This is a genomic window from Lysinibacillus sp. FSL K6-0075 (genome assembly GCF_038592945.1).
GTDB lineage: Bacteria > Bacillota > Bacilli > Bacillales_A > Planococcaceae > Lysinibacillus > Lysinibacillus fusiformis_F.
This window is the reverse complement of sequence record NZ_CP151947.1, coordinates 4,134,685-4,159,425: the sequence shown is the minus strand read 5'-3', so window position 1 is coordinate 4,159,425 and position 24,741 is coordinate 4,134,685. Positions and strand designations below refer to the sequence as shown.

The following is a 24,741-nucleotide window of genomic DNA, read 5'->3' as shown; positions in this document are numbered from 1 at the left end:
ATCCCCTAGGAGCGACGCTGGCTCCACTCCAATCAACCATATGCAACCTTATCTTTCATACTAGCCGAAGCGACCAAAATAGCTCATCATTTGTATAATTAGAGATAGGATTGACTCTTATATTAAATGTGTAGTGACAACACCCCTCCATAACGAGTAGTGAACACCTTCATTATATTTGAAAACCTTTGCTAAAAAGTTAACATTTTGTAGGTTGGAGTGGAAGGCTACTTGACTCCCGTGGGATAGCGAGACAGGCGAGCCCCTGCACGGAGCGGTAGCGGAGGAAGCGGCTCGGCGCTCGCCCACAGGAAAGCAAGTAGCCTGCAACGGAAACCATTTTCACCTTTCACCAAAACTCTATTGATAGTTTTGTTTTTCAACACTATGAAATCCCGCTCTCCAATAGAGAGGCGGGATCTTTTTTCTTATTGCTCGTCCTTGACGATAATACGTTTATTTAAAAATGGATGTTCAAATTCTAATTGAATGGCATGCAGTTCGTAGTCATCACTTGCTGTTTCTCGTGCACCATACATAGTATCCCCAATAATTGGATGGCCGATATAGGCTAAATGCACACGAATTTGATGTGTTCGTCCAGTCTCAAGTATAAGATGAACAACACAGGAATTTTTGTAGCGGGCCACCACTTCATAGTGTGTTACAGCATGCTGTCCAGTTTTAGAAACAACACGTCTTGTGGCATGATGGCGGTCTTTGCCAATTGGTTCAGCAATCGTTCCAGAAGCTGTTCGTAAATTACCTTGCACTTCTGCTGCATAAGTACGAATAATGGTTTTTTCCTCAATCATTCGATCAAAAATGGACTTTGCTAAAGGGTGCTTTGCAACTAGTAATAAGCCTTGTGTCCCTTTATCGAGACGATGAACATGCTCAGCATAAATACCACCTTGTTCTTTGATATGTGCCATGACATGATTCATACATGTATGTGTATCACGAGCATCATTAGGATGTGTTGCCATACCTTTTGGCTTCGATACGATTAAACAATGGTCATCCTCATAGACTACATCAATAGCACATACAGGTGTTGGTTTGTAGCTAGATGTTGGAATAGGAAACGTAAATTTGATATTTGTTCCAGTTTGTAAAGGTGTTTTCCATTGAATCAGCTCATCATTTGCCAATGTGACGGCTTTGGCCATACGCAATTCATGAACGAGCTTTTTACCAAGTTGCCACTGATTACGTAGCAATTCTTCCACACTTAAGTTATCTTCAGCGATTTCATAATGAAACATAGATCTTCCTCCGTAGAAAAAACCGTATTCCAAAGGTAGAACACGGTCTTCCGATTATTTTGCAGCTTTAGAAGCTTTTATTAAATAAAAGCTTGCCCCTGCGATTAAAATAAATGCAGTTAATGCTAAAAACGGAATCGTAATAAAGCCTAACCAGTTAATATATTGTCCTGTACAGGAAACTGCGCCACAGGAAGGGGCATTTTCAGCTAAATAGCTAAGCTTTTGAATTCCGTAATGGTAAAGTGAAATACTGCCGCCAATGACAGAAAATACAGCTGTTGTGACAGCAATACGTGCATTTTTTTGTATAAATGCTACTGTCGTCATAATAACAATTGGATACATAAAAATACGTTGAATCCAACATAATTTACAAGGTTCATAGTGACGAATTTCAGAAAAATATAAAGAACCTAACGTTGCTATAGCAGAAACAATCCAAATAAATAATAAGCCATTTTCCTCTTTTTTAGACATATCCAATCTTCCCTTCATAAAACCATGTCCTTGTTCGATTATAGTGGTTCTAGTTTTATATGTAAATCAACTTACACAAAATAAGGTATGTGATGAAATTCAGTCTAAAGTATGAACGGCGGAAGCAGACGCTTTCAATAGCTTAATGGTATCATTAACAATAGTAATGCTAAAGAAGAGGTGTTTTCGTGAGGGAGAATGAGCATTCCAATATCAGTATTTTAAAAGAAATTGCTGAACTATTAAATGAAGAAACTGAAATTGTCACAATGCTAAAAGGTGCACTCATCAAATTTTTAAATGGCACCAACTTTGAAACAGGCTGGATTTTTTTTATTGATGCAAAGGGGCGCTCAGAGCTTGTTGTCCATGAAAATTTACCAGAGGCATTAGAATATAACAATTGTCATTATTTAAAAAAGGGTGGCTGTTGGTGTGTATCACGTTATCGCAATGAAGAGTTAAAAAAAGCCTCCAATATTATCGAGTGTCAGCGTATTGAAAGTGCCATAGCCGCAAATGTTGGGGATCATGAAGGAATTACACATCATGCGACAGTACCTCTACAATCAGGACAAGAACGTTTTGGGGTATTAAATGTCGCATCTAAGGATACAGTGCGTTTTTCAGAGGAGGAGCTAGCTTTATTAGAATCAGTTGCCTTTCAGATGGGTTCGGCTATTAAGCGAATTTTACTGACAAAGCAGGAGCAAGAAATGGCACTTGTGAAGGAGCGTAATCGTCTAGCTCGTGATTTACACGATTCAGTCAATCAACTACTCTTCTCGGTCACGTTAACAGCAAGAGCTGGCATTGAGATGACGAATGATTGTGAAGTAAAAGAAACATTTAAAGAGATTCAGCATTTAACACAAGATGCACTAACAGAGATGCGTGCGCTAATTTGGCAACTGCGACCTAAAGGGTTAGAAAATGGTTTACTTGAGGCCATGAAAGTATATGCTGAAATGCTTGGCTTGAAACTACATGTTACGGTTTCAGGTGTATTGCAATTTCCCTCACGTATTGAAGAAACATTATTTCGAGTAGCGCAAGAGGCTTTAAATAATGTACGTCGCCATGCAGGTGTATTAGAGGCAGCATTGTATATTACTGTTACATCAACAGATATATTGTTGGTTATTCGTGATGAGGGACGAGGCTTTGTTATTGATAACAATACAAAGTTGCTGTCGATGGGCTTACAATCTATCAAGGATCGTGCAAAATCAGTGGGTGGAACTGCTGACTGGGTAAGTGAAATTGGCAAAGGTACGGAGCTGCTAATCCGCTTGCCGTATTAAGGGGGAGAGGACATGATACGTGTATTAATTGCAGACGATCATCACGTAGTGCGAAGAGGACTACTGTTTTTCTTAAAGACACAAAAGGATATTGAAGTTGTTGGAGAGGCGAAAAATGGGCATGAAGCCGTAGCATTAGCGGAAAGCATCCAACCAGATATTATCTTAATGGATTTAGTCATGCCTGAAATGGATGGCATTCAGGCAACTAAACGCATCAAAGCAAAGTTTCCGCAAATAGAAATTTTAATGCTTACTAGCTTTTCTGATCGAGATCATGTGGTCCCAGCAATGGAGGCAGGGGCGGCGGGCTATCAGTTAAAAGATATCGAGCCAGATGAATTGGTCTTATCCATTCGTCGTATTATGCGTGGCGAAAACACTTTGCATCCTGAAGCAACGACAACACTTGAAATGGATCGCCAAGAGTCACAAAACGCACCCCATTTATTAAATCCGCTGACACCTCGTGAGCAGGATGTGCTAGCAGAGCTCACCAAGGGCAAGAGTAATCGGGAAATTGCATCCTCACTCTTTGTCACAGAAAAAACGGTGAAAACCCATATTTCAAATATTTTTACAAAGCTACAAGTACAGGACCGTACCCAGGCAGCGCTATATGCTGTTAAGCACGGGCTAACTGAGGGTAGCGGTATGTAAATAAACGGCGAGCTTCTACTCACATAGTAGCACTCGCCGTTTTTTACATTATTTATGTTGAACAAATAGTTTTTTTGATATCTCTAATAATGTAGAGCTTGGTGTTAGTGCTAGATCTTCCTCTAGTTTTTGTTTATATGTTTGGAAAATTTTATGCGCCTGTTCATGAAGCCCCGCCTGTATTAACGTATATAAATAGTGCTCAAGTTTTTGTTCATTGTATGGATCATATTCTAATAATGCATGTAAAAATTCCATCGCTCTTTCAGTATCTGAAAAGATCGTTGTTTGAAATCCCTTTTCTAATAACTCTATGTATGATTTCATTAATTTATCCTTATAGGCAGTTGACCATTCATAATCATCAAAAACAAAAAGGCCATTCTTATAAATAGAAAGACATTGATTAATCAAAGAAATAGAGGGGAATTCCAGTCGTGAAAAATCTTCATGAAGTTTTTGAAAATCGTATAAATCACACACAATATTTGGCCTTTCAAAGATATAGTATTTATTTGAAAAGACAATACAGTTTTCATAGCCAATTGTATTTAAAGTTTTCCTTAAGTAGGAAAGAGCCGTATGAAGATTGGATTTGGCCCGCACATAATCTAAATCTGGCCATAGAATTTCAATTAAATAATCTCGATGAATCGGTATATTTGGGTGCAAAATAAAATAAGCAAACAATTCCTTCGTTTTTTCAGTTTTAAATGCCACTAAACTATTGTTACTATAGACGGCAAATTGATCAAAGCACTGCACATTTAATAAAGTTTGTGTAGCTTGTTGAAGCATTTGCTGTATAGAAAATTCATGCTCAATACGGGCTATTGTTTTTTCTAAACGGGCATGACTGATAGGCTTTAATACATAGTCAAGACTACCAATCTCATAGGCTTGTAATGCAAATTCATGATAGGAGGTAATAAAAATAACACTGACTTGTGGACGCTCAGTTTTAATAATATCAGCTACTTCAAGTCCTGATAATTCTTGAAGTTTTACCTCTAAAAAGATAGCCTCAAACTCCATAGTCGGCAACTCATTCAGAAATACTTCTACACTTGTAAAGGTTTGAATCACCTGTATTTGTTGAAAGGCATGTAGTTTACTTTGAAAATAGTGTAAAGCTAAAGGTTCATTGTCTATTAAAACGGCTCGAATCACATCAAACTCTCCTTTTTACAATTAAATTAAAAACATTAAACTCTAGTTCATTTTGGGTGAAAAGGCTTTCTATATATAGTGAAGGGCAAGAAAAGTGGATATCACTCAACTTTTCTATTAAAAATTTGATACTAGAAAAAAGCAATTTGTGTTGTAGTACTTCCACAGGTGAGAGTCCATGAATCCTGATGTGTGTTGTTACATCACGTCAAATCCATTCAAAGAAAGTTTCGCCGTTCAATATATAGAAGATAAAAGTTTTGTATGTTGTGTTAAGAGAATTGAAATAATTGTTTAGGCGTTTAAATCAAACTATTCTTATACAAAAATAAAACAACATAGTATTTGGAATGAAAGTTGAATAGGGGCATAAGCCTTGTTTTTTCTTATATTGCTAAAATAGTATAATTGTTGTAACAATAATTAGGCGTTATTATAGTACATTTGTCTTAAAAAATACTCAAAAAGTACTTAAAAAATACTTAAAAAGATAGGATATTAATTAAAATAGAAGTGTATATAGGAATAATGGGATAGCATGAAAGGAGATTTTACCATGAAATTAGAGCGTCTTCTAACAATGACGATGATTTTAATCAACCGTAAAAAGGTGAAAGCTCAGGAATTAGCAGAGCTGTTTAATGTTTCCGTTCGTACAATTTATCGAGATATTGAAACACTGAGCTGTGCAGGTGTACCTGTTATTAGTCAACAAGGTGTAAATGGTGGCATCAGTTTAATCGATGGCTATCGTGTTGATAAGCAAGTGTTGACGAAGGACGAGCTGACGTCACTTTCTATTGCGATTAAAAGTGCTTTGACTACTTATGAAGATTCCCACGCTGAAGCTGTGCTTGAGAAAATAACGAGTATTGCTGATGATCATGTAAAACAATCAATGGATCACTTATTTGTCGATCTTAGTCCATGGGGCCCAAACGTTCTTTTTAAAGAGCATATTACGACACTAAAGAAAGCAATAGAGCGTAAGCATTGTATAAGCTTTCATTACTCTACTACGTATGGGGAGCAAACAAGTCGAATAGTTGAACCACATACAATTGTGCAAAAAGGTAAGATATGGTATTTATATGGCTATTGTACATTAAGAAAGGATTTCCGTTTATTTAAGCTTGCGAGAATGAAAAACTTACTACAAGTTGATTCTACCTTTGAGCGGAAGGAAGTGAATTTAAGTGAACTTCCTTGGGGAAAAGAATGGCATCGACCACAAAACGTAGTCGATTTAGTCATTTCTTTTGATAAAGACATCACGACATTGGTGGAGGAATCCTTTGGTGCAGAACATATAGACCATGACTATTCTATGATTAATATAGCTATACCCGAAGATGAATGGCTTTATGGCTTCTTGCTCAGCTTTGGGCATCGCATTAAAATCATTGAACCTCTTTATATAAGAGATATTATTCAAAAACGCGCACAAGAGGTTGTTCAATTATATAAAAATCTAGACAATTGATGACAGACAGTTGTCAGGTTTCCTTTGCTATAGTAAGGACAAATAAAGCGAAAGGTGGAATGACGATGCAAAGCTATTGTCAAAGCTGTGGTATGCCTTTAGTAGACGAGGCGTTATTGGGCACTGAAAAGGAAGGGGACAAAAGTCAGGATTATTGTACATATTGTTATGAGGGAGGCGAGTTTAAACAACCTCATTTAACAGTGGAAGAAATGATTGAAATTTGTGTACCACATCTTAAGGAAGATGGTATGTCTGAAAACGAGGCACGTAATATGCTGACTTCCTTTTTGCCAAGTTTAAAGCGATGGAGAAAAAATGAGTGGAAAGAACCAAAAGTGGTTGAATTGAACGCATTTAATATCGTAGGCATTTCAACTCAAACAAGTAATGCAAATGAAATAACAGAACAAGCTAAAATTCCGCAATTATGGGATCACTTTTATCAGCAAAATATAGCAGGCAAAATAGCAGAGCGAAAAAATGGTAATGTCTATGGTTTGTATTCGGACTATGAAACGGATGTGAATGGTAATTACAACATTACACTTGGTGTAGAGGTAAATAATGATAACATTCCAGCTGATTTAGTAGTGAAAATGATTCCGGCAGCTAAGTATTTAGTTTTTACATCTGATAAAGGAACAATGCCAGACGTTGTCATTCAAACTTGGCAAGAAATTTGGGCGTGGTTTGCAAATTCTAAAGTTGAACGAACATACACAGGCGACTTTGAACTTTATGATGAACGATGCGCTAACCCACACGAATCACAAGTGGATATTTATATAGCTATTAAATAAAAATAAGTCTCTTACCAATCAATTGGTAGGAGACTTATCGTCGTTTTGTGGAGGGATTATATGTGGTTCAATATGCACGAGAACCTGACAAAAGCGATTTTCACGCATAATGGTATGCTCAATTTCTTCTGTAATGCGATGACTTTCAAAGACATTTAAATAAGGATCCACTGTGACAGTAACGTCGATGAAATACATATTGCCATGTGCACGTCCTTTAAAGTCTAAAAGCTCCATCACTCCGTCTACGTTCTGGATTAAGACCGATAATGTTTCAACTTCATCAATATCAAATGCATCTGTAAGGCTTTGAACAGCTTCCCAAAAGATTTCTACTGCTGTTTTAATAATTAAAAAGGCAACAATGAGAGCTGTAAGTGAATCAATGATTGGGAAGCCGAAAATGGCTCCAAAAATTCCAATAGCTGTACCGATACTGACAAGTGCATCAGAGCGATTGTCAAAGGCGGCTGCTTTAACAGCGGCACTTTTAATTTTTTTAGAAAGTGCTAAATTATAACGATAAACCACATACATGACAGCGGCACTACCGATTGCTACATATGCAGTTAACAGAGAAGGTGTTGTACCAGTAGGCGCCCATAAGCTTTTTAAAGAACTAACTAATACTTGAAGACCAACAACGAGCATAATGAACGATGCTACTAAAGAAGCAACAGTCTCAGCACGTAAATGTCCGTATTGGTGGTTGGAATCAGGTGGTCTTTGGGCAATACGTAATCCAATCAATACGGCGATGGATGCAATGATATCAGTGGTGTTGTTTAAACCATCTGCTTTCAACGCCTCAGATGTACCAATGTAGCCTATTGTAAGCTTGGCAGAGCTGAGGATTAGATATGTACCAATGGATAGCCATGCACCTTTTTCCCCTTGACGTAAATTTGTATAGAGCTCCATTTTGTTTCCTCCTCGCAAAACTTTCGGACATTAGAAAACGACCCCCTTTTAAAAGGGAGTCGCTTTCATCTATTTATTACGGTAGTTGCTCCCACCTATATAAGGTGTGAAGGAAAGACCATATTTATAGCTTGAATTATACAAGCGTGCTTTTTAAAGTACCACGACCAGACAATTCAATTTTAATCAATGACTGCGTCATATTCATTTGATAAATCACTGTTAGGTAATTTCAGAACTTCTAAGTATAAAATATGGTGACCATCTAATTCTTTTGCGATAAATTCAAAACCTTGCTCTTGAATACTGTCTCCTTCGACCGCATCAAAACGCTTCGTCATGAACCAACCACCGATAGTATCAATATCATCATCTTCTATGTCAGTACCTAGCATATCATTCACATTTTCAAGAAGCATCTTAGCATCTAAAATAAAATGATTTTCTGCAATTTCTTGTACTTCCGGGATTTCGTCTTCATCAAATTCATCTTGAATATCGCCGACAATCTCCTCAATAATATCTTCAATCGTCACTAAACCAGATGTTCCGCCATATTCATCCATTAAAATGGCCATATGAATACGTTCACGTTGAATTTTTAGTAATAAATCGTTAATTTGCGTCGTTTCCATCACTCGAATAATAGGTTGCATATAATCAATGACTGGCTTATCACCATTTTTGGAATCTTTAATGTAAGCGGTTAATAAATGCTTCATGTTGACTAAGCCGATAATATGATCTTTATCTCCATCCAGAATTGGATAACGAGTATATTGCTCAACACCCATTAAATCAAAAACTTCTTTAATCGTAAGCTCTTTTTCAATGCCGACGATTTCAGTTCGAGGAACCATGATTTCTTTTGCAAGACGATCTGAGAACTCGAAAATACTGTTAACATATTCATATTCTGAGTTATTAATTTCCCCACCTTTTAAACTATCCGATAAAATCATACGCAACTCTTCTTCTGTATGAGCCACTTCTGATTCTGACATCATTTTTAAGCCAAAAAGACCTGTTAAACCGCGGGCAGATCCGTTTAATAACTTAATAATCGGATACGTAATATTGTGGAATAAAATTAATGCGCCAGAAAAGTTTAATGTGACAAATTCTGCTTTTTGGATGGCTAATGTTTTTGGCGCCAATTCCCCAATAACAACATGCATAAACGTAACGATTGAGAATGCAAGTATAAATGAAAGGATAGATGTTATACTACCATTCAAATTTAGAAATTCAAACACTGGGTGCAAAATGATTTCAAATGTAGGTTCACCTAACCAACCTAAACCAAGTGCAGTGATGGTAATACCTAGCTGACATGCAGATAAGTACTCATCTAAATCTGAAACAACACGTTTTGCATTTTTCGCTTTCTTATGCCCTTCTGCGAGCAATTGATCAATGCGGGTAGTTCTCACTTTAACAATTGCAAATTCTGTTGCAACGAAAAATCCTGTCATTATAATTAGTAGGGCGAATGCCGCCAACCTAATGGTTATCTCCAATATGTCTCCGTCCAAATAATTCCTTTGTTCCCGCCCAAATGAGGGAAGTAAACAAAGTGTACACCTCCTATGATTTAAAAAATTGTTGGATGTTTCAATAATAAGTTATTTAAAAGAAAAACACAAATATTGACAACAACTTTTTCGCTTGTTTTTCACGTATCTTTTTGAAAAAAAGTAGCTAGATTCAAATATCAAAAGATTGTATTTACTATTGCTATATGCTAACTTTAAAAAGAGCAAAGATAGTTTGTTTAGGGAAAGAAGCATTTTGCATCTCATATAATACGACACGTCAAAAATCTCAAGAGTGCTTTAGCTTGCGGATTTTTTTAAATGAATTATTTTTTATAGCTAAAGGGGGAGTCTCAATATTCATTTGAGACTCCCCCTTTCTAAACGTTTACCATCACTACTATTCTTGTTGGAAGCGTAATTTTAAGCACGCTTTCTCAACATCATGAACGGTTTCCTTTAAAGGTATATCACCTGTAAACGGTGCGATAGAGACAGGTGCTTTTTCTGTAATACCTTGCTGTGTTAGAACATAGTTCTTATTGTTGTACGCCAAATAGAACGTTTTGATCGATTTCTTGCCGAAGGAGCTAGCAGAAGAATCAAACAAGCCCTTTAATTGACTGCAATACTCATTGTAAAAGTCGCTTTTATAGCCAGAAAGTTCCTCGAATTTTTTACTATTAACAGCCCCCGCTTCATCCGCTAGTTCGAATATTTTAGCGGAAAATTCTGAAAACAACTCTTTTACTTTTACACGAATTAACGCTTTTGAATTATAGCTATTTAAGTCATCCGAAAGTGTGACTTTACTCATTGAAATGGCCCCCTGCATAAAAAACATTTACTATATAAGCTGATATCATAAATGTATAAGAAAAATATACAAATTTCAACATGATTCAACATAAATAGCTTAAAGGACGTGCTATTTATAGTAAATATAGGTATTTTTGTGCGGGATTAGGGCGAAAAAGTGACTACAAATTTTAATCGTATACATGGAAAAGCATAAGCTCATGTATCATTTTTTTAACATCCTCTTCGTCTGATGGAATGGCTCCTATCCACTGAATCGTACCATCCTTTAAATATTCCGCTTGGTATCGTTCTCGTTGATAAAAAAATGAAATGGCCCACCCTGGTAGTTGAGTGTTTTCAAATAGTGGTTTAAAACTAAAATGCTGAATCATCATCAAACCTCGTTTCTATAGTATGTAGTTCATATTATTTAAGTAGAACGATAATTTTGCAACTATTCACTTCTCGATAGAAGTTAATAGGGTGTGATTGAAATTCTAAAGGGGTATTTCTTTCGTTGAAAATCCTTGCTCTGCTATAATGAGTGCAGAAGGCGACAAAATACGCCAATTGTGAATACAATTGAAATGAGAGGATACTAATGGATAATTTTATAGTGACATTACTTTTTATGGCTATAATTGGAGCTGCAATTGGGGGCGTAACAAATCACTTAGCCATTAAAATGCTTTTTCGTCCACATAATGCAATATACATTAAAAACTGGCGTCTCCCATTTACACCAGGTCTTATCCCGAAACGACGTGATGAATTAGCGAAACAGCTTGGTCTTACAGTAGTAAATTATTTGCTAACTCCTGAAACATTTAAAAAGAAATTTTTCTCAAAGGATATTCAGGACAAAGTAGAACACTTTGTGCAAACAAAAGTTGAAGAAACAATCTTTACAAACGACAAAACAATTCAGGATTGGCTAAACTTAGCGGGATTTTCACATATGCCTGCTACCATTGAGCAGAAGGTTGAAGCGATTGTTGAGGGACAATTTTCGTCAGTAAAGAATACACTATCAACAAAATCAATTCGTACGCTGTTATCTGATGATATTCAAAATACGATTGATGCTAAAATTCCAGTAGCGGTTCAGCATATTTTAGAAAAAGGCGAGGATTATTTTTTATCACCTGAAGGCGAAATGACGATTAAGGCGATGATTGATGACTTTTTATCATCAAAAGGATCTCTTGGTGGCATGATTAATATGTTCTTAGGTGATTCCTCCTCACTTGTTGGGAAAGTTCAACGTGAGCTTGTGAAATTTTTACAAGCACCGGGAACGACAACATTACTAACTAAAATATTTACACAGGAATGGGAAAAATTCAAAGATCGACCAGCTATGGACTTTTTGCAAGATGTTCAATTTGAACCCATTTTATCGAAATTACAAGTGTACGTGAAAGAGCAATTAGCCATCTCAGAACGTTTAAATCAGCCGATTTCTTATTATTGGCCTGAAGGAAATGAGTGGGCGAAGTATACCGTGATCCCACAAGTGATAGAAAAAGCTTTTGTGAAGGCAGAGGAAAAACTTGAGGATGTACTAAAACGTTTAAATTTACAAGAGGTCGTTCGAGAGCAGGTGGACTCATTCCCAGTAGAGAAATTAGAGGAGCTTGTATTAGGTATTTCAAAACGTGAGTTTAAAATGATTACCGTATTAGGTGCGGTGCTTGGTGGATTGATTGGGATTGTGCAAGGCTTGATAGTTTACTTTATTTAAAAGGAGATTGTATGAATGATTAATATTTATAATGACATTAATGCGCTAGAGGCAACTTTCCGTAAGATTCCAGAATTTGAAGCATTAAAAGCTGCTGTTGAAGTTGTTAAACATGATGAAGAGGCATTAAATGTCTTTAAAAACTTCCGTAAAATCCAAATCGAGTTACAGAAAAAGCAATTAGCTGGTGAGGATATTTTGGAAGATGAGCTTGTCTATGCACAAAAAGCGGCACAGCTTGCACAGCAAAATGAAAAAATTTCAACGATGCTTGAAGCGGAAATGAAGCTTAGTAAAGTAATCGAAGAAGTAAATCGTATTTTAATAAAACCTATCCAAGGTTTATATGAAGGAATTCAATGATTGCAATATAAAAAGGAATAATTTTTCTAGGAATTGCACATATAACAAGTAAGAGGAAAACGTGTATCCGCTATTGGTCGGTACACGTTTTTACTTTATGCACCAATTAGAGAGTATTGGAGGTTATGATTATGCATGTCATCATTGAATGGACCTATAAAACACCAAAAGGAGCAACAACGGTTTTACGTTCAGCTGAAATGCCTGCAGCTCAAGCACTATTACTTGCAGAGGATATGGAAAGAACGGGAAGGGTAAAATCGCTACATTGCGTTGATCGGCAAGATACAAATTGGTCACTTAAAGAGCTAAAAGCATATTTAAAGGAAATTGATACAGAGCCACATAATATTACGGTCTATTTTGATGGAGGTTTTGATTGTGGGACAAGGCAAGCAGGACTAGGCTGCGCCATTTATTATGAACAAAATGGTAAACCTTTACGTTTAAGAAGAAATGCGTTTTCGTCTGAATTGAAATCAAATAACGAGGCAGAGTATGCAGCGCTTTATTTAGGCTTAGTAGAGCTTGAACTGTTAAATGTCCATCATTTACCTGTTCGTATTATAGGAGATTCACAAGTGGTCATCAATCAGCTAAATGGAGAATGGCCAGCATTGGAAAAGGAATTAGCAAGCTGGGCAGATAAAATTGATGCAAAATTAGAGCAGCTTCACATCCAAGCAGAATACCAGCTTGTTTCACGTAAGGATAATTCAGAAGCGGACCGCCTTGCTACACAAGCATTAAATGGCATAGATATTACAGGCTTGAGCGAGATTGTAAAAGATTAATAATGAGAGGTGACAGTAGATACTGCCACCTCTTCATGTTGTTGAAAAAAGATGATGTTAACGGCAGAAAAAGCAACTTTGCAAGGTGAGGGGTTGATTTCCGTTCCGCCAGCATCCTTTCCAGGGGGCGTCCGAGGAGCCGCTTCACTCACTTCCGTTCGCTCCAGGGTCTCCTCTGTGACGCTAAATCCCCTAGGAGTGACGCTGGCTCCACTCCAATCAACCATTCTGCAAAAGTGTCTTTACTTTTTTTCATAGTAGCATAGCGATCAAATCGCCCATTAACTGTATTCTTAGAGGGGATAGGCTCTTATTTTCAATGTGGCGAAGTGATGCGTGACAACCTTCACTTTATTTGAAAACCTTTGCTAAAAAGTCAGTGGGTTGAAGTGGAGGGCTACTTGACTCCCGTGGGATAGCGAGACAGGCGAAGCCCTGCACGGAGCGGTAGCGTAGGAAGCGATTCGGCGCTCGCCCACAGGAAAGCAAGTAGCCTGCAACGGAAATCCATTTCTACCTTTCGATTGACAGTTTTGTTTTTCAACACTAATGAGAGGTGACAGTAGATACTGCCACCTCTTTCTCATTAAATCCTTATTTACACTGAAACTTTTTCCATTTTAAAGCTACTACTCCTATGAATCCAAACAATAAGGAGAGATTTTATGAACATGAAAAAAATAGCACCTGCAGCTATGACTGCATTATTATTTGGAAGTGCCCTTGTACCGGTAGCTTCAGCAAATGAGCAATATTCTACAGGAGCAGAGGTACCACAAATACAAATTGATCCTGTACACATTTTCAATGATACTCGTGGTACTGTGGAAGATGTTCGTGTTGGGGAAAATATTACATACTACACAGTAAAAGAAGGCGAGCAAACAAATGTATTAGAAATTACTAAGGATACACTTGTGTTTGACAATACTGGTAAGAAAGTGGAGCTTCAAAAAGGTGATAAAGTATTAGCTTATACATTTGCTAACAAACCTCAAAAATATATTTATCCACCACAATTCAACCCTGAGGTTGTCATTGTTGAATCAGAGGAAGTTGGCTTTGTAGAAGTTGATTATTTCTTTGAAGATTTAACAAATACGTATGATATTTTAAAATTAAATATCGGTAAAGATACAGAGCTATTGGATGTAAAAGGTGAAAAGGTAGAGGCTAAAGATTTAGCAGAGAAGCACCTTGTTGTTTTCTATACAGCCTCTACTAAAAGTATTCCAGCACAAACAACACCATCTAAAGTGATTGTACTGGACGATTATCCCGCAACTACGGTGAATCCAGTAAATGAAGAAATTGATAATATTATCGCATCAGACTCTTACGAAGTAGCTGGTACAAAAATGGTGCCATTACGCGTGATCGCTGAAAAACATGGCTTCAAAGTGGACTCTACAGGTAAAGGGGCTATTCTTTCAAAGGGCAATATGTCTTACACAATTACTCGCGGAGAAAAAACATTTGGCTATAATAAGGCATTACTTACACTAACAGTTGCACCGACCTTGAAAGATACAAAGACATATGTACCAATTGAATTTGTGGATGAATATTTAAAATAATTGAGAAAATAGTATGCCAACAATGCTTGGCATACTATTTTTATTTGTAGTTATTCAGCCATTGCTAGCGTGTAATGGCTTTTTGAGTAAATATAGGTTGGGTACTTTTTCGCAAATTGCTGAAGACATTGTTTAAAGGATACTGTATTCATAAAGCTTTTGGCTAATAGCATTTCATCTGAATACAATAAAAATTGCTGGAAGTGCTGTTGAATAAATACCCTTGTTTTTTCATAATGCTTGTTAATTGAAATAGCACCATAGATTTCTTGTTGGTCAACAATGTAAATAAAATCACAAAGTACTTTATGTGTGCCGTATTTAAGTTTTACCGTGACGTATAATGTTTTTTCGTCACATCGCTCTAAATCAAAATGGTGGAATGCTACTTCTACTTGATGTATAAAGCTCGAAACAGAGGTATAGTTGCCATTTTTTAAAATAAACATTCTCGACACCACCTTTTCTGAAAATTATAATGAAAAAAAAATAGTTTGTCTACATTTAAACTGAATATTCTGTCATTTAAGAGATTCTAATTGTTATTTTGCTTAAAGTCATAGAAATTTGTTAAACTTAAATCTGCAATATATAAAAGAAGAGAGCGAAACGAAATGAAAATTATTCACATAGATCAAAAATATCCTGAAGATTGGATTCGCGTATTAAATCATATTGCGAATTTATTTTTTGAGGATTCCAAGTTGAAGGTTGAACCAAAGGGAGCAGACATGTCCGCTTCATTTGACTATCAGACTGGAGATGATTTTTCCATTTCTACAAAAGCAGTCTTAATTGTAGATGGTCAGCAATATACAAATGAATATCGTATTCAATATGAAACACCAGCAACAGGTCGTGAGCTAAATATTCGTATAAAACGTGCATTGTCACACGTATTTTTAGATGTTCTTGAACAACATACTGGGGTGCATCAACAATGGGGGATTTTAACAGGTGTACGCCCGACAAAGCTATATCATAAATTTAGAAAAGAAGGTAAAAGTGAGCAGGAAATTGCTGATCTATTAATTCGAGATTTCCGCTTATCAAAGGACAAAGTGGCACTATTAAAGGAAATTGTGGACCGACAACTAGTAACCATTCCTGATCTTGATGCGATTGGACAAGAAATTAGTGTTTATATCGGTATTCCATTCTGTCCTACCAAATGTGCATATTGCACTTTCCCAGCCTATGCGATTGGTAGCAATCGTAAGCAAGGGCGTGTTACAACTTTTTTAGATGGCTTGCATATTGAACTACGTGAAATGGGCAAATGGCTGAAGGACAATCAAATGAAAATCACCTCCATTTATTGGGGTGGTGGTACACCAACTTCAATTGAGGCCGATGAAATGGACGCCTTATATCAAACGATGTATGAATCATTCCCTAACCCTGAAACCATTCGAGAGGTTACAGTTGAAGCAGGAAGACCGGATACAATCACACCTGAAAAATTAGAAGTACTTAAAAAGTGGGGAATTGATCGTATTAGTGTAAATCCACAATCTTATACAGACGAAACATTAAAAGCCATTGGTCGTCATCATACGGTTCAGGAAACCATTGATAAGTTTTGGCTTGCAAGAGAATCAGGTATGAACAATATCAATATGGATCTCATTATTGGGCTACCGAATGAAGGAATCGAGGAATTCCAACATTCATTAGAGGAATCGGCAAAGATGCAGCCAGAGTCATTAACTGTTCATACACTATCATTTAAACGTGCGTCAGAGATGACACGCAATAAGGATAAATACAAAGTAGCCGATCGTGATACGGTTGCTGAAATGATGGAAATGGCACAGATTTGGACAAAAGAAAATGACTATGTTCCATACTATTTATATCGCCAAAAAAATATATTAGGTAATTTAGAAAATGTCGGCTATAGTAAAGCGGGAGAAGAAAGTATTTATAATATCGTTATTATGGAAGAGGTGCAGACAATCTTAGGAATTGGCTGTGGAGCATCTTCAAAATTTGTGCATCCCGAAACAGGAAGAATTACACAATTCCATAATCCGAAAGATCCTGCCGCCTATATCATGACCTTTGAAGAGGCTATTGGGAAAAAAATTGAGTTTTTAAATGAATTATATAACGAGTAAGATGAAGGCAATCTGATTTGTTCAGATTGCCTTCATTGTTTGTAGTGCTCGTAATGTACAGGCCATTTTTAGCAGAACAGCATCCTCAAAATATTGCGGATCATAGCCTGTTAATTCTCTTATTTTATTTAAACGATAAGTAAGTGTATGCCGATGAATATTCAATTGTTGTGCACAAAGCTTTAGCTGTAAATTACAGTCAAAAAATGATTGTAATGTTTCTAATTGTTTAGCGTCCAAATTTTTGAGTATACGACGGTAGAATGCTTGTACTTCCTCCGATTCATGAGGTTTAAAAAGGGAAAATAACTCGACATCTTCAAAAAAAGTCAATTCATTATGGATTGCAGAAAATTTTAGAGCAGTTCTGGCACCCTGGTAGCTATAGGGAAGCTGGGATAATTGCTGTACCACGGGCCCTACACCAATTTGAAGGGAGGGTAGTCTCTGCTTCTGCTTGCGAAGTGCTTTTATAATGGGACGGCAATTTTGCTCCTCACAATTTGTTAGCAGGATATAGTATTCCTGTAATTGGCTATGACCTGCAAGAATAGGCTGCTTGTAAAATAAATCCTCAAAAAAGAACGGAATCGTATTTTCTACGTAAGATGCTTCACTTAAGCTTACTAAAATCACTTGAAAGGGTGCCGCTAGGGCAAAGGGTAATTTTTGAATTCGTTCATTTAAGGTTCCTTCTAGCTTACTCCCATGAACGAGTGCTTCAAATATGTAATCGTTATTCTTTCGTTGCCATTCGCTTTTAGATTCAACAATCGCTTGATGGGTCATCATCTCTGTTGTGAGTTGCACGAGATTAGCAATTTCAAGCATCTCCTCTGACTCTCCTGTTATACCAATAACACCTACTACCTCATCCTGATACATAATAGGCATATTAATGCCTGGTTTTGTATTCGGAAACAGCGCTATATTCTCTTCGTTAATAATTAAAGTCTTTTTTGTTTGTGCTACATAAAGCGCACCATCATGAATATTTTCCACCCTCATTTTATCTCCGGAAGCTAAAATGACTCCACTTGGGCTAATGACATTAATATTGTGCCGCAAACGCAGCATCGTTTGATGGACAATTTCTTCTGCTAACTTTTTTGTCAACATGTTTATACACCCCGCATAAAAAACAGCCTGTTATATGACAGTTAAATTGTACACCTATTATAATGTTTTCTGAATTTATTGTCATTATAATAAATTGTAAGCGCTTAACATGGGGATATGAAAATTTACGTAAATATCAATGGACGACATAAGTGGAGGTAGAACATGAAAGTCATAATTAGTCCAGATTCCTACAAGGGTACTCTGTCAGCAGTTGAAGTAGCAAAAGCAATGCAGAAAGGAATTCTGGATGCAAATCAATCGATTGAAACCATTATATTACCAGTTGCAGATGGTGGAGAAGGCACATTGCAATCACTTATCGCCTCTACAAATGGTCAATATTTTTCCGTAACTGTGCTTGATCCATTGGGAAGAGCTATCCAGGCCCAATATGGTGTATTGGGCGATCAAGTAACATGTGTGATAGAAATGGCTCAAGCATCCGGGATAATGTTGTTACAAGAAAATGAGAAAAACCCTGAACTTGCTACATCTTATGGCACAGGACAATTAATTAAAGCCGCACTCGATCAAGGCTTTAGAAAATTTATTATTGGCATTGGCGGAAGTGCTACAAATGATGCAGGTATTGGCATGTTACAAGCATTAGGTGTGCGTTTAATAACAGCGGAGGGGTTAGAGCTTGAGGCTGGTGTTTCTAACCTCATGAAATTAGATGCTATAGATAGTAGTCTGTTAGATGCTAGATTAGCAGAGGCAACATTTACGATAGCTTGTGATGTTGATAATCCGCTCATTGGTGAACAAGGGGCAACTGCTATTTTTGGCCCGCAAAAAGGTGTTCAAAAACATCAGATTGCCGAATTTGATCGCTGTTTAAAGCATTTTGCAGATATTGTTGAAACCGAATTTTCTATTCGATTACATGACTTTAAAGGTGCAGGAGCCGCTGGGGGAATGGGCGGCGCATTAATCGCATTTTTAAAAGGAACCTTTCATGCTGGAATTGATATTGTGCTGGATGCTGTACAGCTACAGGCTCATTTAGCAGAAGCACAGTTAGTGATAACGGGTGAGGGAAAATCCGATCTCCAAACATTACATGGTAAGGCACCATTGGGTGTAGCGAAGGCTGCTAAGCAAGCGAATGTAGAGGCAATGCTGTTATCTGGAGGAATCGATGAAAAAGCGAATGCAGCATTGCAAACGTATTTTACTATTGTTGAGTCATTGGTAGATGAGGAGATTAATGTACAACAGGCAATGCAAGAACCTGCTCACTATATTCGCTTAAAAACAAAAAGAATGATTGAGCGTTACATACAAAAGGGGGATGACTAGATGTTGTTCATCATTATTTTAATAGGGGTATTATTTGTTGTTTTGGGAACGGCTAAGTTGAAGCTTCATCCGTTTTTAGCTTTATTAATTAGTGCTTTCTTTGTTGGGATTGCTTCAGGTATGCCATTATTGACCGTTGTGGAAAGCATTAATACTGGATTTGGAGGCTTGATGACAAGTATTGGTTTAGTCATTATCGCTGGTACCATCATAGGTTTAATATTAGAAAAATCAGGTGCTGCTTATCGTATGGCAGAAGTAGTGTTACGCATTGTAGGACCTAAACGTCCGCAATTAGCGATGTCTTTAATCGGTTATATCGTTTCCATACCAGTATTTTGTGATTCAGGCTTTATTATTTTATCTAGCTTACAAAAATCATTGGCAAAGCGAGCAAATGTCACGATTGCATCTATGGCAGTAGCTTTAGCAACGGGCTTATTTGCGACGCATGTATTAGTACCACCAACTCCAGGGCCTATTGCAGCAGCAGGAAATATTGGCGCAGCGGATTATTTAGGAACAGTCATTGTTATTGGTTTACTAGTAGCGATACCAGCGACATTTGTAGGTTATCTCTGGTCAGTGAAAGTAGCGACGAAAATTCGAGTACCTGAAGATGAGGTAGAGGCATTAGATTATGAGGAAGTCATTAAATCCTTTGGTAAAATGCCCTCAACATTTAAAGCGTTTTTACCAATCGTTCTGCCGATTGTGTTAATCGGTCTTGGTTCTATAGCAGCATTAGTTGGTGATACGGAATCCACTTTCAATACAATCTTTAAATTTTTAGGTTCTCCAACAGTAGCTTTATTTTTAGGTGTAGCATCTGCATTTTTATTATTGCCGGAAATCAGTGAAACGACATTAACAGGTTGGATTGGCGAAAGCTTAAAAGAAGCGGCACCTATTTTACTTATTACAGGGGCTGGTGGTTCATTTGGTACTGTTATTAAAAACGCTGGTGTTGGAGAAATGCTTCAGGAAATGGATTTAGGTATGTTTGCCTCAGGTACGTTATTCCTTCTCGTGCCGTTTATAGTAGCAGCAGCATTGAAAACAGCCCAAGGTTCTTCCACAACAGCTCTTGTGATTACATCTACTTTAGTAGCCCCTATGCTTGTGACACTTGGAATTGAGGGAGCGGTACCATTAGCATTAGTGGTGATGGCAATAGGTGCAGGAGCAATGACCGTTAGCCATGTGAATGATAGCTTCTTCTGGGTGATTACGCAGTATAGTGGTATGGAAGTGACGCAAGCCTATAGAGCGCAAACAGTGGCCACATTATTACAGGGACTTGTGACTATTATTATTACGATGATTTTATGGTGGATATTTGTTTAAAGTAAAAGGAGAGCAGCCCATGGGTAGCTCTCTTTTTGTATAATAGGAAAATAGAAAGGAAGTTAGTAGATGAAAAAAATAATAGTATTACTCCTTTGTATTTTTTTATTAGCTGGCTGTACCGAGGTAGTCAAGACAGAGAAAATTCCTGTAACAGCTGGTCATGAAATGCAGGTTCATTTTATTGATGTGGGTCAGGGGGATTCTATACTGATTGAATCACCGAATGGTAAAACAATGCTTGTAGATGGAGGAGTGAAGGGCGCAGGACAACAGATTGTCTCTTATTTAAAAGAACTTGGGATAAATAAGCTCGATATAGTAGTGGCGACACACCCAGATGCTGATCATATCGGAGGCCTTATTCCTGTATTAGATACCATGCCGATTGAGCAATTTTATGATTCAGGAAAAGTACATACATCGCAAACCTTTGAAGAAATGCTAACACGCATTGATGAAAAAAATATTCCTTATCATGTACCGAAAACTGGTGATGAGATTGAATTTGATAAGGAAGTGAATGTGAAAGTATTAAATGCGAATGAACAGGCTACAGATAATAATGATGCCTCCATTGTCTTAAAAATGACTTATGGCAATGTCTCCTTTTTATTGACGGGAGATGCTGGAGTAGCATTAGAAAAGGACATGCTGCAGTATGATGTGACAGCAACGGTTTTAAAAGCAGGACACCACGGCTCTAACACAAGCAGCTCAGAGGAGTTCGTTCGGGCTGTAAAACCAGAAGTCACGATATTAAGTTATGGAGAAGATAATAAATATGGTCATCCACATACAGAAGTAGTAGATCGTTTGCAGGCTATTGGTAGTAAAATCTATGCCACAGCGGATTTAGGAACGATTACGGTATCCACAGATGGGGTAAACTATGCGGTGAATGGGAAGGAAACTTCTAAAGTAGAAACTGGCACAAAACCATCTAAAGTAGAGGCACCACCAATAGCTATTGAGATCGTTAGCAAGGATCTAGTCACTGAAATTGTAGGTATTAAAAATAGTGGACAACAAGCGGTATCTTTAAAAGATTGGCAGCTTATTTCAATTGAAGGACATCAAGTTTTTAATTTCCCTAATCTTTCTTTACAGCCAGGGAAAACAATATATATTACTAGTGGAACCAATGCGCGAGAAGGGCAAAATTATTTGAAATGGACAACTAAACAGATTTGGTTAAATGATGGAGATGCTGCGCAATTACGCAATGAGAAAGGGGAACTTGTCAGTGAGCTCGAATAAATACACATTAGACCGTATTGCAGATGGCTATGCGGTTTTCTTAAAGTTTCCAGAGGAAGAGGAACAACTCATTATTTCACAGTCAGCCATGAACAAGCCAGTGCGAGTAGGTGATCGTGTTCAGATAGAAGAAAAAGATGGCATTTACTATATTGAAATTTTACAAGATGAAACACAACAAAAAAGAGCAGACATTCAAAGTTTAATGAACCGTTTGCGTAATAAACATAATTAATAGATGACAAGCTGTGAAGATTTGACGCACAGCTTGTTTTTAGATAGAGGAATTGTACATAATTTGTTATCCTAAATATTTTGAAAATATGCTAAAATAGTAGTATTAATCGGGAGCTAGGAGCGGACAAAATGTCGATAAATACAATTATTTTTGATTTAGATGATACACTACTATGGGATAAAAAATCGGTCAAAACAGCATTTGAAAAAACATGTGACTATGCAGCAACAGTACATAATGTGAATCCTGCTGAGTTAGAGGAAGCTGTTCGCCGAGAGGCACGTGCTTTGTATGAAGGGTATGAAACATATGATTATACGGTTTTAATTGGTATCAATCCATTTGAAGGGCTTTGGGGAACGTTTGACGACTCGACGGATTCCTTCCAAAAAATGAAAGAAATTGTTCCTAGTTATCGTGCAGCGGCTTGGACAAAAGGGTTAGCTGCTCTTGGTATTGAGGATATAGCGTTTGGAGCAGAGCTAGGAGAGCGCTTTGTAGCCGAGCGTAAAGTAGCGCCATTTTTATACGAAGATACTTTTGCAGTGTTAGATGAATTAAAAGGAAAATATCAGCTTGTATTGCTAACAAATGGCGCACCAAGTTTGCAAAATTTAAAGCTAGAAATTACACCAGAAATTGCACCATATTTTGATCATATTATTATTTCAGGAGACTTTGGTAAAGGTAAGCCGGACGCATCTATTTTTGAGTATGTGATGGAGAAAGCAGGCATTACAGCTGACGAGGCAATTATGGTTGGTGACAATCTTAATACTGATATTTTAGGTTCATCTCGTGTCGGAATGCGCAATGTATGGATTAATCGTGAAAACAATATCGCCAATGGGGCTGTGACACCTACCTATGAGGTAGACTCTTTGACAGCATTGTCGGAGCTTATAAATAAGCTATAATATAAAAATGTACTGATCCCTCATGGCGTCAGTACATTTTTTTGTTAAAAATAGACATTCAGTCCAAGATATAAACATGTAAAAGCTATAGCTATACAAAGCTGGACAAGAGCGCTAGCTATTAAGTAACCCTGAGGTTCACCAGCCTTTTTACGATAATAGATTTGCATAAAGGAGTAGAGTGAGAAAAGGCCATAAATAATTACTGCATGAATAGTATGGTATACAAGATAGATACCAAATGAAATACCTCCAAACAACACGAGCATGATGGCATTGGCAATAGCATGCTCAACTGTCGCAGCGAAAAAGCGACGTTCTGTATGAGGCATTCTTTTTTTAGCAATCCATAGGATTAAATGCATAAGTAGGATAAAACTGTTCCCAATAATAAGTTTCGTCGACCGCTTCTCATCATAAAAATAGCGTAGTGAGTCAAATGACTCTTCAATCACAAAGGCTTGCTTTGTTTCGACATTGAAGAAAATCTTATTATTAAGTACCTTCCATTTCTCTTGTGTACGGTCATTATAGAGAACCAAAATATCATAGATAGTACCACTTTTCCACTGACTAGCGGATATTGTTACAGGAGAAGCGTTGTCCCAATTTTGTTGTAGCTGTGTGATAGGCTTTGAATGAGCATAGCATTGCTGAGGAACATACAGGCAAGAATCCTGTGCTATAAAGGTTTCCTTGTTCATATTCTCCTTTAAATAGATTCGTTGGATTGCTTTGGAGGAATCCATTGTTGTTGGAGAATTAGTAGAACTTTGAACAAAAGATAATAGTAATATAGAAAGAACTACTATAAATAGCACTGACACAGAAGGGATTTTCCATCTATTTTTAGTCTTTTGTTTACTAATTACTGAGGGCTCTGTCATATTGCGTAATAATTTTTTTTGCTGCTGATCCGATAACATTAAATCATCTAAGTATTGCCATGTCTTTTTATCATTCTTCATACATCTCACCTCCTAACTGTTTTTTTAATGCGATGAGTGCTCGTTTTAATGTGTTTTTTACTTTCCCCTCATTCCAGCCAAGAATAGTGCAGGTTTCCTCGATGGAAAGCCCCTCTATTTTGCGCAGAATGATTACATCACGATAGGTGATTTTTAGTTTACGAATAGCAAGATATAGCATCTTGGCATCTTCTTGTTGCATCAGCCATTGATGAGGAGAAGGTGACGCTTGTTCTTCATGCTGTTGTAAAAAAGGGACAAACTGAATAATCCTTTTTCGACGATAATGATCATAGGCAAGGTTCCGTGCAGTGCACCGCAACCAAGCGAGATCGGCTCCTTCTTTTATTGTTTGGTGATGTTTCAAATAACGGACAAAGGTTTCCTGTGTATAATCCTCCGCTAATTTTTCATCATTTAGTAAGTAATATAAGTATTTAAAAATGGTGTGATTATGTAAGTAAAATATTTCTTCTATTTTCAAGCTGTACACCTCCTTTTCTTTAAAGACGAAGAATCCTTAGAAAAGTATCATTTTACCAAAATAAAAAGCAGAGAGTAGAG

The 24,741-nt window shown here is 37.1% G+C and carries 25 protein-coding genes; 14 read left to right on the top strand and 11 right to left on the bottom strand.

Going from position 1 to position 24,741, the window contains the following annotated elements:
* Positions 1–428: 428 nt before the first annotated feature.
* Together MHB65_RS20740 and MHB65_RS20735 are read right to left on the bottom strand one after the other, a co-directional pair.
* Positions 429–1,268, bottom strand: a complete 840-nt coding sequence (locus MHB65_RS20740; RefSeq protein ID WP_342441580.1) for an RluA family pseudouridine synthase — start codon at positions 1,266–1,268, stop codon at positions 429–431.
* 54 nt (positions 1,269–1,322) lie between these two features.
* On the bottom strand, positions 1,323–1,748 hold the full coding sequence (locus MHB65_RS20735; RefSeq protein WP_205445544.1) for a disulfide oxidoreductase: 426 nt from the start codon (positions 1,746–1,748) through the stop codon (positions 1,323–1,325).
* 188 nt (positions 1,749–1,936) lie between these two features.
* On the opposite strand from MHB65_RS20735, the gene MHB65_RS20730 reads away from it, so the two are divergent.
* Complete coding sequence (locus MHB65_RS20730) at positions 1,937–3,052, top strand: GAF domain-containing sensor histidine kinase (RefSeq protein ID WP_342441579.1); 1,116 nt, start codon at positions 1,937–1,939, stop codon at positions 3,050–3,052.
* 12 nt (positions 3,053–3,064) lie between these two features.
* Positions 3,065–3,712, top strand: coding sequence for a response regulator transcription factor (locus MHB65_RS20725; RefSeq protein ID WP_004230823.1), 648 nt, complete (start codon positions 3,065–3,067; stop codon positions 3,710–3,712).
* Positions 3,713–3,760: 48 nt separating this feature from the next.
* Here MHB65_RS20725 and MHB65_RS20720 read toward each other — a convergent pair whose 3' ends face one another.
* Positions 3,761–4,882, bottom strand: a complete 1,122-nt coding sequence (locus MHB65_RS20720) for a response regulator (RefSeq protein ID WP_342441578.1) — start codon at positions 4,880–4,882, stop codon at positions 3,761–3,763.
* Between the two features lie 556 nt (positions 4,883–5,438).
* Here MHB65_RS20720 and MHB65_RS20715 point away from each other — a divergent pair.
* Complete coding sequence (locus MHB65_RS20715; RefSeq protein WP_342441577.1) at positions 5,439–6,365, top strand: YafY family protein; 927 nt, start codon at positions 5,439–5,441, stop codon at positions 6,363–6,365.
* Positions 6,366–6,430: 65 nt separating this feature from the next.
* Complete coding sequence (locus MHB65_RS20710; protein ID WP_342441576.1) at positions 6,431–7,168, top strand: effector binding domain-containing protein; 738 nt, start codon at positions 6,431–6,433, stop codon at positions 7,166–7,168.
* 18 nt (positions 7,169–7,186) lie between these two features.
* Here MHB65_RS20710 and MHB65_RS20705 read toward each other — a convergent pair whose 3' ends face one another.
* The 4 genes from MHB65_RS20705 to MHB65_RS20690 all read right to left on the bottom strand — a co-directional run bounded on the left by MHB65_RS20705 (position 7,187) and on the right by MHB65_RS20690 (position 10,817).
* Entirely contained in the window at positions 7,187–8,089 is a 903-nt protein-coding gene (locus MHB65_RS20705; RefSeq protein WP_342441575.1) for a cation diffusion facilitator family transporter, read from the bottom strand.
* Positions 8,090–8,271: 182 nt separating this feature from the next.
* Positions 8,272–9,591, bottom strand: a complete 1,320-nt coding sequence (locus tag MHB65_RS20700) for a hemolysin family protein (RefSeq protein WP_342443773.1) — start codon at positions 9,589–9,591, stop codon at positions 8,272–8,274.
* A gap of 433 nt (positions 9,592–10,024) precedes the next feature.
* Positions 10,025–10,441, bottom strand: coding sequence for a hypothetical protein (locus MHB65_RS20695; RefSeq protein ID WP_205445535.1), 417 nt, complete (start codon positions 10,439–10,441; stop codon positions 10,025–10,027).
* A 172-nt stretch (positions 10,442–10,613) separates the two neighbouring features.
* Positions 10,614–10,817, bottom strand: a complete 204-nt coding sequence (locus MHB65_RS20690) for a YheE family protein (protein WP_205445534.1) — start codon at positions 10,815–10,817, stop codon at positions 10,614–10,616.
* Between the two features lie 209 nt (positions 10,818–11,026).
* On the opposite strand from MHB65_RS20690, the gene MHB65_RS20685 reads away from it, so the two are divergent.
* The 4 genes from MHB65_RS20685 to MHB65_RS20670 all read left to right on the top strand — a co-directional run bounded on the left by MHB65_RS20685 (position 11,027) and on the right by MHB65_RS20670 (position 14,903).
* Entirely contained in the window at positions 11,027–12,169 is a 1,143-nt protein-coding gene (locus MHB65_RS20685) for a DUF445 family protein (protein ID WP_205445532.1), read from the top strand.
* Positions 12,170–12,184: 15 nt separating this feature from the next.
* A complete protein-coding gene (locus MHB65_RS20680) occupies positions 12,185–12,532 on the top strand; it encodes a YlbF family regulator (RefSeq protein ID WP_205445530.1) in 348 nt (115 codons plus the stop codon).
* A gap of 131 nt (positions 12,533–12,663) precedes the next feature.
* A complete protein-coding gene (locus MHB65_RS20675; protein ID WP_342441574.1) occupies positions 12,664–13,326 on the top strand; it encodes a ribonuclease H family protein in 663 nt (220 codons plus the stop codon).
* Between the two features lie 665 nt (positions 13,327–13,991).
* Positions 13,992–14,903, top strand: a complete 912-nt coding sequence (locus MHB65_RS20670; RefSeq protein ID WP_342441573.1) for a copper amine oxidase N-terminal domain-containing protein — start codon at positions 13,992–13,994, stop codon at positions 14,901–14,903.
* A gap of 50 nt (positions 14,904–14,953) precedes the next feature.
* On the opposite strand, the gene MHB65_RS20665 is transcribed toward MHB65_RS20670, so the two are convergent.
* Positions 14,954–15,352 (bottom strand): hypothetical protein, encoded by a 399-nt coding sequence (locus MHB65_RS20665; RefSeq protein ID WP_342441572.1) that lies wholly within the window; start codon positions 15,350–15,352, stop codon positions 14,954–14,956.
* A 165-nt stretch (positions 15,353–15,517) separates the two neighbouring features.
* Here MHB65_RS20665 and MHB65_RS20660 point away from each other — a divergent pair, with 165 nt between their 5' ends.
* Positions 15,518–17,023 carry a coproporphyrinogen III oxidase gene (locus MHB65_RS20660; RefSeq protein ID WP_342441571.1) on the top strand — a complete coding sequence of 502 codons (1,506 nt, stop codon included), beginning with the start codon at positions 15,518–15,520 and terminating at the stop codon, positions 17,021–17,023.
* Between the two features lie 21 nt (positions 17,024–17,044).
* Here the strand turns inward: MHB65_RS20660 and MHB65_RS20655 are convergent, their stop codons facing one another.
* Complete coding sequence (locus tag MHB65_RS20655) at positions 17,045–18,142, bottom strand: sugar diacid recognition domain-containing protein (RefSeq protein ID WP_342441570.1); 1,098 nt, start codon at positions 18,140–18,142, stop codon at positions 17,045–17,047.
* A gap of 165 nt (positions 18,143–18,307) precedes the next feature.
* Between MHB65_RS20655 and MHB65_RS20650 the strand changes: the two genes are divergently transcribed.
* The 5 genes from MHB65_RS20650 (at position 18,308) to MHB65_RS20630 (ending at position 23,209) form a co-directional block, all read left to right on the top strand.
* A complete protein-coding gene (locus tag MHB65_RS20650) occupies positions 18,308–19,447 on the top strand; it encodes a glycerate kinase (RefSeq protein WP_205445521.1) in 1,140 nt (379 codons plus the stop codon).
* On the top strand, positions 19,448–20,794 hold the full coding sequence (locus MHB65_RS20645; protein WP_342441569.1) for a GntP family permease: 1,347 nt from the start codon (positions 19,448–19,450) through the stop codon (positions 20,792–20,794).
* Positions 20,795–20,863: 69 nt separating this feature from the next.
* On the top strand, positions 20,864–22,054 hold the full coding sequence (locus tag MHB65_RS20640; RefSeq protein ID WP_342441568.1) for an MBL fold metallo-hydrolase: 1,191 nt from the start codon (positions 20,864–20,866) through the stop codon (positions 22,052–22,054).
* Positions 22,041–22,289, top strand: coding sequence for a DUF3006 domain-containing protein (locus MHB65_RS20635; RefSeq protein WP_342441567.1), 249 nt, complete (start codon positions 22,041–22,043; stop codon positions 22,287–22,289). The genes MHB65_RS20640 and MHB65_RS20635 overlap by 14 nt, the downstream gene beginning before the upstream one ends.
* A gap of 131 nt (positions 22,290–22,420) precedes the next feature.
* Positions 22,421–23,209 carry an HAD family hydrolase gene (locus tag MHB65_RS20630; protein WP_342441566.1) on the top strand — a complete coding sequence of 263 codons (789 nt, stop codon included), beginning with the start codon at positions 22,421–22,423 and terminating at the stop codon, positions 23,207–23,209.
* Positions 23,210–23,253: 44 nt separating this feature from the next.
* Here MHB65_RS20630 and MHB65_RS20625 read toward each other — a convergent pair whose 3' ends face one another.
* Complete coding sequence (locus MHB65_RS20625; protein WP_342441565.1) at positions 23,254–24,177, bottom strand: hypothetical protein; 924 nt, start codon at positions 24,175–24,177, stop codon at positions 23,254–23,256.
* Positions 24,167–24,670 (bottom strand): RNA polymerase sigma factor, encoded by a 504-nt coding sequence (locus MHB65_RS20620; RefSeq protein ID WP_342441564.1) that lies wholly within the window; start codon positions 24,668–24,670, stop codon positions 24,167–24,169. Before MHB65_RS20620 ends, MHB65_RS20625 begins: the two co-directional genes overlap by 11 nt.
* Positions 24,671–24,741: the final 71 nt, after the last annotated feature.